Genomic DNA, 13,571 nt, shown 5'->3' on the forward strand with positions numbered 1-13,571 from the left:
ATGGAAGAAAATAAAATACGTTGCGAAGAATTTACAGGATTGTTTGTAATTCGCAATTGCGAAAATGACCCGACCGTAGTTTGCGAGAAATGCAAGAAAAATGTGTGTAATATACATGCGTTTAAAGCCAACAAAATTATAAGTCAAAATAGTGGTCCTGAGGTTTATAGAAAAAAGAACGCCATATTGTGTATTAGTTGCTTTGTAGAATTCGATGCAAGATTGACCAATGATATTGAACTCTATTCTAAAGATAGATCAGTTTGGAGAAGAAAAATGATCAATAGATTCCATGCAGAATACCCGTACATGGTATTTATGGCAGATGACTATGGTAGTTTATTCGATAGCAGTTCTACTATTTTTATGCATGACGATTCTGATGATGGATCTTATTTTGATAGTTAATGAACATACTATTAATCACTCAAAATTACCCACCTAATAAAGGTGGTATGGCAGTATCTTGTGATCGCTTGGTGCGTAATTTTAAGAGAAATGGTATAACGGTACATATCATTCATTTTACGAATAGAAAGAAAAAGTTCAAAACAGATACCGTTGTAAAAGGAACCTACTCTGCAGTGCCTATTGAGACATCAGAAGAGTTCACATTATCGCTAGCGTCAGAATTTATACAGCAACTCCCCTATTTAGATACATTGACCCATGTTGGTGTGTTTGGTGGCAACCTGCCGCTTAATATCGGACCTATTTTAGCTAAATGGATACAGAAACCGCTTATTACCTTTATAAGAGGAAATGATTTTGACGAAGGTATCTTTTCAAAGAAGCGACATCAATTATTATATGCATTAGAGAACTCTAGCTATGTATTTACCGTTACGAGTGAGAAAAGAGAAAAAATAGAAAGACTAGTAACACATAACAATACTCATTTTACCCAAAACGGAATTAATACAGCGTTATGGAAACCGGCTAAAAGTCATCTTAGAAGTATAGATGCTTTACAAAAGTCGTTCAATTCTAAAATACCGATTGCCTTTGTAGGGCAATTAAAAGCCAAAAAAGGGGTTGTAAACTTTGTAGAAACCTTTGCAAAATTTTCGCATAAGAACGATTTTGTTTTGTGTTTAATAGGTGACGTAGCCGAAGAAACAAAAACATACATTCTAAATTTAGATATCAATGTTCAGTTTTTTGATTTTGCGAACCAGAATGAACTTGTTTCGTTCTATAATGCGATTAGTATCGTTGCCATACCTTCTTTTTATGACGGTATGCCGAATGTACTGTTAGAGGCAGCAGCAACTAAAAACATAGTAATCGGCGCGAATGTGGGCGGAATAAAAGATGTAATTAATGATAAAGCGGATGGATTTTTATACCACCCCTTACAAGCGAATGAACTGTTAGATATTCTGCTACAAATACATAAAATGACACCAGTAGAAAAGGAAGCTATGGGTGAGGCATTGTATCAGAAAATTAAAACGAATTATACCGAAGAAATAGAAATATCAAATTACCTAAATATTTTAAAACCATGAGAAAATTACACCTACTTTTTGTACTATCATTGCTTCTTTTAGGAAGCTGTAAAACAGAAAACAAGAATTCTTCTAGCCCTACAGAAACCACTACAGAAGCTAGTGCAACTACAAATAGCCTCGATGTTACCATAGCAAATGCTGACGGAGCATTAATTGGTGGTTTTGATCTATCGCCTATAAAAATTGTTGCGAACAATACGACCTATACTTTTAAAAGTAAGCCAGAGAAGCATAAGTTCTATGCCAACGGAAAAATGAAGTATGAGGTAAAATTCAAAGAAGGAAGTTTCAAATTACGTGATGAAGATTCTGATCTGTTATGGAAAGTGAAGATATACCCAGACAAAGTAAAAATCTCTGATAATGAAGAGAATGAAAATGCTTTTGAAGTACGCCCGTATGATGATAAAATTAAGGTGAAACGTAATGAAGAAGAATTATATAGGGTAAATCTAGAAGGTAACATTGTAAAGGTTAACGATACCGAAGCTTTTACGCTTTCTTCAAACCAAGAAAGTTATGTGTATGCTATTTTGGCAATAGATGAGATACCTAATGAGCATAAAATGTTCATTATCGCAGAATTATTAAATAAGATATAGTGTATTTATTTTATGTCTATGGTGCTGGTTTTGGGCATATAAATAGGATTCTAAATTTTATACACACACAAAATATTCCGTTGACGAATTGTGTGTTGTTAACGAATTCTATTTATCATGGCCGAGTACCAAAAGATATAAAAACACTGCATAAAGAAGATGCATTCTTTAAGGATAAAGATGGTTTTGACCTCTTTATTCAAAATTGCATGACGGAGTATCAAATTGATACTTTGATTGTTGATGTTTTCCCTGCCGGGTTTTACGGCGAACTCGAAAAAAGCATCACAAAACTTACTACCATACAGACCATATTACTGGCTCGCATATTAAACAAAGACTACTTTGAAAAATATGGGAGTCCGGTTTATGATGTTATCTACACACTTGAAGACGGAATTGCACTAGCCAATTATCAATACAAAAAAGTGATGCCGTTTACCTTGCAAATAAAATCGCGAGAGCATTCACAAGAAGTAATACTCAAAAAACCTTATTTTTTGGTGATGCACTCCTCCCCTTTAGATGAGGTTTTGCTATTGTACAAACAAGCGCTATTGTACCGCACCGATGAACACATTTATATTTATTCATTTTCTGAAGTTCCAAAGCAGCTAATCCCTGAAAATACTAGAAGTATTCATGGAAGTAGCATTGAAGACCACGTATTAGAAAACGCCTCTAAAATTTTTACAGGCTGCGGATTCAATAGCATACTAGAGACTCAAAAATATAGAGAAAAGCAGCATGTATTGCCATTTAAAAGGAAGTATGATGATCAGTTTTTAAGAAAGCGGTTGCTTTAAAATGGTTGGGTTTAAAAATAAGGTTGTGATAAAATACTGCTAAAACTTCTCTTAGATAAAAGTGTAAAAATTATATATGAATGCAATTGTTTATTGATGAATTGATAGTTTGTTATAATCATAAGAGCAAATTATAGATAACTACTTGATATAAAATAAATTAAACCTTGAAACTTTGTTCTAAACCCATTTTTCTAATTTCATTTAACCAATCATAAATCATTTTTTGGTTGTATTTTGGTTTTCCATTATCATCCAATTCTTTTTCCATTGCTATTGCTAATAAAGCATATTCGTTTTCTAATGAAGTTCCAAAAACACCTTGATCATCTGTATTTATGGAAACAAATAATTGTGGGCAATCTTTTATTTTTTCAAAATCTGTTTCTAAGTGTAAATTGAAAAAATTCTTAATAGGATGTTTACTATATTTATCTATTGTTCCAATTAAATAATTAGATGTTGGGTTACATTCTATCCCAATGTTTAATTGCTGTATGTGTTTTTGATACTCCTTTTGAACAAGAGTAACCAATTTTATATAGCCCTCCGTAATTTCAAATTGCTTTATATCTTTTCCTTTCTTTTTTACTTCAGAATTGAAATGATATTGCTGGTATAAAAACTTAGTTTTTTCGTCTTTACGTATACTTCCTCTTTTTGGATAAAAGTGATTGATCCTGCAACGTTCCCAATAGGTAATGTTTGGAATATCTTCAATTGTGCAACTCACATCTTCTAAATACAAATAAGGGTCATCTCCACGTAGTTTCCATGCGTCAAAATATAATTCGTGTTTAAAATTAGCATTATAAAACTCTGATTTCTCATCAAATGAACTATGATAAATCTCTCTAAATAATGAATCAAAAAGTTTTTCTAATTTATAAACTTCACTACCAAAATCATTAATATTATATTTTCGAACCTTAGCCAATAACCATGCTATATTATCTAACAGCATTTCTTTTGGTATTAAAAGTTTTAGTCCTTTAAAATCAAAATACTCTTTAACATTAATACCTAATGCTAATGCATGACCAATTCTATCTCCTTGGCAGAATTTTAAGAATTTAATAGTCTCATCAATGCATCTTAACCCATCTACTATATCGTAAAAATCTTCCCCTGCATGGTAAGTTGCATACAGTTTATTTTCTATGATTTTTTTCTTTAAATGGTTGTATTTACCATTTAACTTATGGTCTTTTAAATATCTAAACCCTTGTGCAAAAACTTCTGGTCTAGCATTAAACTCTGATGAGGCAGCATCTATACCTTGAATTAATTTAGCTTTTTTAGAATAAGACTCTCGTAATTGAACTATAGCTCTTGCCTGCTTTTTTACACTCTTTCTTAATTGATGATGCCTAGGCAGAATCTCCTGAGCTAAATTATAATTTGTGTTTTTTTCTTCAAGCTTAATAAAATGAACAGTGTAAAAGTGTTTTTCTTTTCTCGCTTTATATTTACCTAAAGCTTTTTTAATAGGAATGAAATAGCTTGATTGGTTTAAGGCATTTATATCACTATTGACTTGATATTTCTTAAGACTATTATTTAAAGCTAATCCAGAATTTTTTGGTGCTATTCTTGTTTCAAAAGATTTAATATTTTGGAACTTATTACTATCATTTATTGCCATTTGCAATAAAGCAGTTTCATAAATACTGCCATCTGGAATAAAGTATTCTTTTCTATCTTGATAGGTAGAGAAGTTAGCAAAACCAACCCTTTTATTTACTTGTATTAACTCAGAACGAAATTGATTTTTAATAGAAATATAACAATGTAGTAATTGCTCTACTTTATTCCATGAATCTTGTTGGGAATATATAACCTTTAATGCTTTATAAAGTAACATGCGTTCTCCGTAATGTATAAACGACCCTTTGAAATTATCAGAGTGCATATGTTTAGGTATAGCATAGTCTGCTACTGCAGGTTTTCCTTTATGATAAAACTCATAACCGTGAAATTCTTTCTTTTCATTTATTTCATTTTGAATTCCAGTTAATTCCATTACTATTTCAAAAGAATCATCATGATTTGATTTCGGTGATAGTAATGATTTTATCTTTATCAAATCAATCTCAATATTCTCAAATAAATATTCAAATAATATGATTCTAATTTTTGATGCTTTGAAAACAAGTATGTCAATTTCTTTATGTTGGTCATTAAATGAATATGATACTGTTCCATTTAATTTTAATCCTTCTTTTAATTTTTTTAATTTTTTATGATGACCATTAATATTATTCATTAGAGATAACCAAGACAAATCAAAAATTGGTGCAGACCCCTTTAAGTGAAAATGATTTTCAGCCACACCTTTGTCTAATATTTTTTTTAATCTATTATTAGTTGAAAAAGCTACTGTACGCCAAGAGAAAAAGTCCCTATTTCGTTTAGAGCGATTATCCATATAAGCAAAATATGAGCAAGTAAATAGATCTTCTCCCAAACAGAAAGATAAGTCTCTCCATCTCAATAAATGCTCATAACTTACAAATGGTTCCTTATTACGTTCTTTTAATACTTGCTTATTGAAATGAATAAGTAGGTTGAAGATTGTCTTGGTACTTTTTTTATTTTGGTAAACATCTAATAACCAATCAGAATCTAACTTTAAATAAAGGTTCTGAATTTCATCAAAACTGTAATTTTTAAAAAGAGCTAATCCATGTTCTATAAAAGAATCTTTAGAAGAAGTATTCGATTTCAAACTAACATCGTAAATACTATTTATAATATAATCTGGACATGATAGATTAAATATAGCTTCAATGGATTTTCTTAAATTATCCATTTGATTTTAGTTTATTTAATAAATCTCGTAACTCTATTTTCTTATTTTGAATATTATTTAAATTAATATTTTGACGTATTTTCCATAAACTATCTATAATATTTTGATTTGGTGGATTATTAGAATTTGTCAGTTTATTTATAAAAATTGATAATTTCATTTTTGTTAAACTAGGTAAAGAGTTGGATATAAATCTATTTATCAAATTAAAGTTCTCTTTGTCCAGTATATAATTATATTCAAAATTGTTATTTGAAGAACTATCAAATAATAGATGTAAAATTTCATTTAACATCATTTCATTATTATTCCAATAATTTAAAAACGGATTATTCGTTATTTCGGATAAATCGATAGTGTACTTCTCTGATAATCTACTGCAGATATCGTTTAAGCCATCGTACAAATAGGTATGTAATCTCTTTCCATAATTATCGCCTAAACTATCTTTGTTACTTGCGTAGTCATATAGCTTGTTAAGTATTTCATCAAAAAGATTAATATTATATATCAAATAGTAATTTTTTGATAATGTAATATTCCATTTTTTTAATTCTTTATATAATTTAGAATCCACTATTTCCTCTACTAAATTGGAATTAGCATATTGTCCTATTATTTTTTCCGAATTATTTATATTACTAAGAAAAGAAATTGCGTTAAAAGTTACTGTTTCATATTTATTTCCACTACGGTTTTTTATATCGTCAGTTATATTTATATAATTTTTGTTTTGTAAACTTCCTTTACCAATAAAGTTAAAAAAATGAATTACCCAAAAATACATTTCAATAGTATATGATTTTTGAAGTTTATCTTTTTTTAAACTGTTTTTTATATAGTCATGTATTTCTAAAGGCTTTTTTGTAATTTCAAAATAATCTCTTCGGTCGAAACCTGAAGGCCTATCTCTTATTGTAGGTAAGTATTTTATTGAATGATTTGTTAATCTATCATTGGTTAAAATTTGTAAGTTTTCAAAATTATTATCTTCTTTGAAGAACTCGGTGTATCTAATTGAATAATAAATATTCAAATAGCTTATGAATTGCAAATTTTTTATATCAGTAACTAATACGTTGGTTTTTAATTCTCTAAACACAGATAAGACATCACCAAACGAGGAATTGTAATATCTTTTTATTTTTGTTAAAATAGATGTTTCAGATTCAAATTCTACTCTTTCCAGCCTACCCTTTCTAGTCCTACTTTCAATAACTTCAATTCTCTTCTCATTCGGAAGTATATCTCCTTTATTTTCACCAATCCAATTTAATATAAATTGATTTAGAGTAGCATTAGAGGTTTCATCTAATTCGTTGAAAAAGGAAACTTCATTTTCAATTAAATTACTAGTTATTTCTTTATTTAGATACGTCTTGAAAGAATTAATATCTGAATTTCGATAAATTAAAGTTATAGTATTTGCTAAATCTCTAAGAGTATTAGGAATAATCACATTTTTCTCAAATCTATTTTTGGGGATTAATAAATCTGTTTTTCTATAAACCAAACCCAGAAAAGTGTCTTCAATAGTTTGATTTTTTATAAAGTATATTTTAGTGCCATTTATGGATTTGTTTTTAAGTTCATAATCAGCATCATACAGATTCATTTTTTTAGAAGAAATATTATTTTCTATGAGGCGTGGTGTATTAAAACGTCTTTCCAAAGGAAATAATTTATCTAAATACTTATTTGACTTATTTGAAATGTTTTCGGATAAATAAACTTTAGCTTTTTCTCCATGTTTAAAAATCATTTCGTATTCTTTAATAATTTCATTATTAATAGAATCTTGAAGTTGTTGCATTTTAAAAGCAATTAAGATAATCACATTACTTTGAATAAGAAACTGACGAATATCTTCTAACATTTCATAAGCTCCAGAAATATTCAAGTCAAAATCATCTATTGTTATTAAAAGAAACCCTTTATCGTTAGAATTATCTATATTATATATACAGGATAAAAATTCATCTACGAGTTCTTTGAAATTACTTTTTAAGTTGGTCCCAAAAGCTAAATCACTTAAAGCTTCTATTGCCTCTTTATCATAAACATCAGATTTACCATTATGTACAACTTTAAGATTATTAAAAACTTCTTGAAATTTTTTTATTAAGCTTCTTTTATTTCCATCATTTATTCTATTTTCTTTTTTTTTCAATTTTAATTGAAACTTAGAAAACATTTTAGAAATAATAATTTCAAAAAGCTTGTCATCATTTCTAAACAAAGAAGGATCTATTGTATCAATAGAAACTATTTTAGAGTTTTTAAGGTTTTTTGTATTATCCCAAAAAGTATCATCTATACTTTTGTTTTTTAATGCATCGGCTAAAGATATCATAGAAGAACTTTTACCTGTTCCCCTTTCTCCTGTAAATGCTATTACATTATTATAATCATTATTTACAGTACTTTGATTCTCTTTATTTATTAAACTAGCTTGATATATAATTTTATCTATATTTTTTGCAGCTTGGGTATATATATCAATAAAAATGGAGTCAGCAAATTCTTTTTCTTTTTCAATTTTAATTTTATACTCTTCTCCTATATTAATTTCTAATGCCATAATTTAATTTGCTTATTTATTCCTAATCTTTTAAATTTTATTAAAAATCATTATTGTGTGTTTCTTTGCTAATTAACAAGCTAGAAATTGTATAATTATTGATTTAATAAATATTTCACCCAACCTCATTCAAGTATTCTATTTTTTTTACTTATAAATGTCAAATGATACTTTTATAAATTTTGGGTTTAAATATCGAGTATAAGTTGAGTTTAAATTTAATAAATAATTATAAGTATTTCGAGTACATAGATTCGTGATATAAACAAAGCTCTTATGGCAAATGTTTTCTGCCTAAAACATTAATTATTTGTTTAAAAGAGGATGCTATAAATTAATAATTCTTTTAGTTGTATAAGCTTCAAAATTATTAGGTTTTAAACATCTTCTTTTATTATCTAATTTATTTTTAGATTTCGTCTTAGGTTTCTTTGTTTTAACTTTAATCATATGACTAATTTTAAAATCTAAGTACTAAAAATAGAGAGTTATAATGGTTCTTTATTACGGGTTTCCGTATTCAATAAAAAATTTTTAGAATTTTACAATCCCGCTAACCTTTACAGCCCAACAAAATCAACATCAATTTCTTTACAGCTATCTAAAAATGTATTCAGAGTTACCATACTTAGGTCCGCTCTGTATTTTTGAAAAATTGCCAGGACTAAATTTTAAGTAGCATCATAGTTTTAGTAGATTCTTATAATTAGCTATTTATTAATATCTTAAAGAGGTATAAAGATTTATTCATCACTGCCTGCCCTTTATAAAACCAACCACTATCTTATGGAAAATAAAGAAATAGAACAGGAAGACCATCAGAAAGAACTGGAAAAGAAATCTGCAGAAATTAAAGATGGCAATGAATACAGTGTTATTCTTAGTAGGGTTATTCATGAAGGAGAAGAAATTTTCAAGATAAAAAACAAAGCCATGTTTTTAAGTGCGGTAATTGCCGGCTTAGAAATTGGGTTTAGTTATTTTATGATTTGTGCGCTTTATTATCTATTGAACGGTACTGTAGATACTGCTATTATTTTTAAACTTTTTGCCGTAGTATACCCAGTAGGGTTTATACTTGTTATCCTTGGAAAATCTGCCCTATTTACTGAGCAAACCTCTGTATTGGCTTTGCCCATGTTAAATGGGCAGCGCAGCATATGGGAATTATTTAGGGTATGGGGCGTAGTTATATTAGGGAATATTATAGGAGGTAATATTTTTGCTGTTTTTATAGGGCTACTGGCTCCGCATCTTCATCTTTTTACGGAAGAGACCATGATAGAAATTGGTGCTCATGTCGTAAAAGAGGCTTCTTGGGTATTGTTAGGGAGTGCTATTGTTGCCGGGTGGTTAATGGGACTATTAACGTGGTTATTGAACAGTACCATGAATTCGCTAACTCGTGTTGTACTTATAATTATGATAACGGGTGTTATTGGCTTTGGAGGGTTTCACCATAGTATAGTGGGTAATATAGAGGTATTCGGCGCCTTTTTACATTCTAGTGAAATTAGCTTTCTAGATTACCTTTGGTTTCTGTTACTGGCTTTATTAGGTAATAGTATTGGTGGTGCTGTAGTTGTGGGTCTTTTTAAATACCGAATTTTTGAATCGAACTATAAAGAAGAGGTTTAGCTATTTTAATATAAATCACAATAAATTAGTAGATTATAATTATTTGTAGTAGAAAATATTAATTTAAATTCGTAATAACTTTCTCTTGGTAATGGCTACTAAAATCAACTTGTATAAGTGACTTTCAATTAAAACTTAGATATAAAAAATAGCGCTAAAAAGCGCTATTTTTCATTTTACTATTATTTGAAATTTTACAATCCCGCTAACTTATACTGGGAAACAAAATCATCAGATGGTATGTGCTTAGTCTATGAAAAGTGGCTGAAAGAAATAGTACTTGTAATACGTAAAATATAATAATAAATATGGTTGGGAATCCATATGTTTACCGAACTTAATTTCATGGTTGTAAGGTTTATTAACTACACCTTATTACTGTTTAAAAATGCTATTCATATGAAAAATATACCTGCAGATATTATCCGCCAATTATTTATGATATTGTTCATTGTTTTAATGGGGGGAGTATTATTTAAATCATTGCTTCCTTATCTCTCTGGTTTTCTTGGAGCGTTGACTTTATACATCTTGCTATTGAAACCTATGAAGAAATTAATTCTTAGGAAATGGCGCCCTGGTTTAGCAGCATTATTTTTATTGGTCATATCTTTTTTTTGCATTTTACTCCCTTTTGCCGGTGTGGGTTTAATGCTAGGTAAAAAGGTGGGAAAGGGACTTAATAATTTTGAACAATATATAGACTTGATCAAACAAAAAATAGCTGTTTGGGAAGAACACTTCGGTATCGATTTAACATCTAGTATGGACACCTCGAAAATGTCGTCTTCATTATCTGAAGGACTGCAGAGTGTATTGGGTGGCTCGGTCAATATGATCATTGCTATTGCAATGATGTACTTTTTGCTATATTTTATGTTGACGAAAAATGAGGCCTTAAATACAGCTTTTGCTACGTATTCTCCCTTTAAAAAGAAGTATAGTGGATTAATATCTGATGAAATACGGCAAAAAGTAAGCTCTAATGCGATAGGGATACCAGTAGTGGCGATTGCCCAGGGAATAGTTGCTTTAATTGGCTTTTTAATCTTTGGTATTGAACAACCTTTCTTTTGGGCGGTAATAGTAACTGTTGGATCTATGGTGCCCGTAATAGGAGCTATTATCGGTATTATTCCTGTTTTTTTAATTGCATTGTCAAATGACAACAATTTTCAAGCTTGGGGTATTTTACTGTATGGTATTATCATTGTAGGTACCACAGACAATGTAATACGTGTTTACGTTTTAAACAAGTTAGATGATGTACACCCTTTGATTACGTTAATAGGAGTAATTATCGGAGTACCCATATTTGGTTTTATAGGTTTAATTTTCGGTCCGTTGCTAATTAGCCTATTTTTTATGATGGTTAGGGTATATACAAAGGAATATGGTAGTATGTCTTCTAAGAATGAAGTAGACCTATAAAATAGGGTACATCTTTATATTATAAAGCAATAGATTGCTCTAATGTACTTACACCTTCATTACACATAAGTATAAAAGCAATATAAGCGAGCTCTAGAATGTATATAATTTGTTAACCCTCCTATATGTTCTGTTGATGAAATAGTGTGTTTTTAATACGAGAAGAGGGTCTGGCAAATAACAAATTGGTAACTACATTAAAAACCAAATAGAATACCCATTTATCCAGAGGGAGTAGTGACTATGCCTTAAAGTATATTAATTTTAATCTGCCTTAATAATCTGTTGGTTATATATTAGGCTTCTGGCTAAGTTACTAACGGAGAACAATATATACATCAGTAGAGATATGGCACTCATATCAACTTCAGAAATAGCGCCAAAAAGCGCTATTTTTCATTTTACTAATATTTAGAATTTTACAATCCCGCTAACTTATACTGGGTAACGAAATCATCATCAATATCTTTATAACTATTGGTGCAGTAGATATGGTCAATGGTTTCTTTTAGTTCATCAAAACCATAATTAAACTGTGCATGGGTAACATACAAGTATACTTTAGAGGCACCTTGTTGTTTTAAAGCTTCCGCCAAAAACTTGAATGTTCTACCACCATCGGCTAAATCGTCTACAATTAAGCATTCTTTGCCTTTTACATCACCTTGAATACTAATTACAGGAGCACCATCTATTCTCACTTTATTAGAGGGTACCAAATCTGCATTTAGCTTTTCGGCAATTTCATGGGTGGTTTTATACGCACCAGCATCTGGACTCACCAATACCGGATTTCCGATTTTATTAAATGCTTTTTCAACAAAATCGAAATGAGAAATTTTCTCTGCATTATCAATTAACGCCAATGATATAGGACTATGCGGGTGTAATATTGCAACGGAGTCAAACTTCATATCATTGATGAACTTACAAATGACTTTTAAATCGAACGACTCCCCTTTATTAAAACGCCTATCTGAACGTTGCCCAATTAGGCAAAATATGGTCAGTTTAGCTATCGCTGTTTTGTTGGTCGCATTTTCAGCATCCCAGGCGTCTTTTATGGCAGCAGCTCTAAATAAATCTTCATAACTGTTTCCTCTAATTTTTATATGAATATCTCCGGTTTCAGCGATTTTAGCAGTAACCTGTCCGTCATGGAATTTTTTTATTTCGTATTTCATATCCTAATTCTTATTGTTGAAATTCTCTATTTCTTGTTTCAATATATGATTTGAGTTACCATAACTTACAATGTTCACCTCTAAAGGCGTAAGCTTAAATTTCTCTAGTGCCTTGAATAGTGATTCTAATATCCAGTCTAAATCATTACCAAATGCCCCACCCCCAACTAAGGTCAAAAATACTTTATTTGACTTGTTATTTTTAAGATTTATTAGTGCCGTGTATAACGTAGCTTCATAGGTTGCTTCTAAAATTATTCGGGCGAAATTCTCCCAATAAAAAGATTCAATATAAGAATATGCTACAGGCAAAGCAGAACAATATATTTGAGATACAATTTGTTTTTTATCCGTTAGGGTAACTTCTGTATTCCATTGCGTACCAACTTTTAGTTTACCCTTTAGAAACGCTCTTTGGGCATCTGTAAAGCTTCCTAATTGCTTATTAATACTGAGCAAGCCTTCTTGACTTAAAACAGCATAGCCATTAGTCATTTTCCATAATTGGAGCTCCTCATTATTAAGCTCTTTACCAATCCCATCTAAACAATCGATCTGATATGAACCTGTTTGCCCAATTTGATCATGAACCGGAGCAAAATAGTTTCTGTAAATAGTACCTGCACCGCAAGCTATAGCACAAGCGGGACCTTGGGTGAAGTCATTTTCATAAATACCAACTCCCGCACTAGGAGAAACCTCAGGACCAACCATTTCCAGTAAATTAAACTGCGATGCAGCTTGAAATAGCGCGTTCTCATTTTTATGGTCGGCATGTAAGTCTTGAATATCGGCAACCACTTCAGAAACCTTTATTTTACTAGAGCTGTCATTATGAGTTTGCTGACCTCTTAATTGCTCTAAGGAAACAACTTCTAGGGATCCAAATTGATAGGATTTGTTATTGATTTTAGAAATCAAATGCTGGCCATCAATAGTGATATGATCACGCACATTTTCGGGTGATACTTCATCAAATCCTGTCAATTCTTTAAACCACATA

Annotated in this window: 10 protein-coding genes; 6 read left to right on the forward strand and 4 right to left on the reverse strand. The window is 30.1% G+C overall.

Annotation, left to right across the window (positions count from 1 at the left end; translation table 11 throughout):
• The 4 genes from QSV08_RS04870 to QSV08_RS04885 are packed head-to-tail and all read left to right on the forward strand — an operon-like array spanning position 1 to position 2,922.
• Positions 1-408 (forward strand): hypothetical protein, encoded by a 408-nt coding sequence (locus tag QSV08_RS04870; RefSeq protein WP_324027082.1) that lies wholly within the window; start codon positions 1-3, stop codon positions 406-408.
• Positions 408-1,511 (forward strand): glycosyltransferase family 4 protein, encoded by a 1,104-nt coding sequence (locus QSV08_RS04875; RefSeq protein ID WP_324027084.1) that lies wholly within the window; start codon positions 408-410, stop codon positions 1,509-1,511. The genes QSV08_RS04870 and QSV08_RS04875 overlap by 1 nt, the downstream gene beginning before the upstream one ends.
• On the forward strand, positions 1,508-2,116 hold the full coding sequence (locus tag QSV08_RS04880; protein WP_324027086.1) for a hypothetical protein: 609 nt from the start codon (positions 1,508-1,510) through the stop codon (positions 2,114-2,116). The genes QSV08_RS04875 and QSV08_RS04880 overlap by 4 nt, the downstream gene beginning before the upstream one ends.
• Complete coding sequence (locus QSV08_RS04885; RefSeq protein WP_324027087.1) at positions 2,116-2,922, forward strand: hypothetical protein; 807 nt, start codon at positions 2,116-2,118, stop codon at positions 2,920-2,922. The genes QSV08_RS04880 and QSV08_RS04885 overlap by 1 nt, the downstream gene beginning before the upstream one ends.
• A 160-nt stretch (positions 2,923-3,082) precedes the next feature.
• Here the strand turns inward: QSV08_RS04885 and QSV08_RS04890 are convergent, their stop codons facing one another.
• Together QSV08_RS04890 and QSV08_RS04895 are read right to left on the reverse strand one after the other, a co-directional pair.
• Positions 3,083-5,734: a hypothetical protein gene (locus QSV08_RS04890; RefSeq protein ID WP_324027089.1), complete on the reverse strand. Its 2,652-nt coding sequence runs from the start codon at positions 5,732-5,734 to the stop codon at positions 3,083-3,085.
• The gene (locus tag QSV08_RS04895; protein WP_324027091.1) at positions 5,727-8,315 is read right to left on the reverse strand and encodes a hypothetical protein; all 2,589 of its coding nucleotides are present in this window, start codon (positions 8,313-8,315) and stop codon (positions 5,727-5,729) included. The genes QSV08_RS04890 and QSV08_RS04895 overlap by 8 nt, the downstream gene beginning before the upstream one ends.
• 786 nt (positions 8,316-9,101) lie before the next feature.
• On the opposite strand from QSV08_RS04895, the gene QSV08_RS04900 reads away from it, so the two are divergent.
• On the forward strand, positions 9,102-9,953 hold the full coding sequence (locus QSV08_RS04900) for a formate/nitrite transporter family protein (RefSeq protein ID WP_324027093.1): 852 nt from the start codon (positions 9,102-9,104) through the stop codon (positions 9,951-9,953).
• A gap of 399 nt (positions 9,954-10,352) precedes the next feature.
• Complete coding sequence (locus QSV08_RS04905) at positions 10,353-11,384, forward strand: AI-2E family transporter (protein ID WP_324027095.1); 1,032 nt, start codon at positions 10,353-10,355, stop codon at positions 11,382-11,384.
• Between the two features lie 419 nt (positions 11,385-11,803).
• Here the strand turns inward: QSV08_RS04905 and QSV08_RS04910 are convergent, their stop codons facing one another.
• Entirely contained in the window at positions 11,804-12,568 is a 765-nt protein-coding gene (locus tag QSV08_RS04910; RefSeq protein ID WP_324027097.1) for a phosphoribosyltransferase family protein, read from the reverse strand.
• Positions 12,569-12,571: 3 nt separating this feature from the next.
• Positions 12,572-13,570: a hypothetical protein gene (locus QSV08_RS04915; RefSeq protein WP_324027099.1), complete on the reverse strand. Its 999-nt coding sequence runs from the start codon at positions 13,568-13,570 to the stop codon at positions 12,572-12,574.
• Between the last annotated feature and the right edge of the window lies 1 nt (position 13,571).

Origin of the sequence: Maribacter sp. BPC-D8, from assembly GCF_035207705.1 — a bacterium.
GTDB lineage: Bacteria > Bacteroidota > Bacteroidia > Flavobacteriales > Flavobacteriaceae > Maribacter.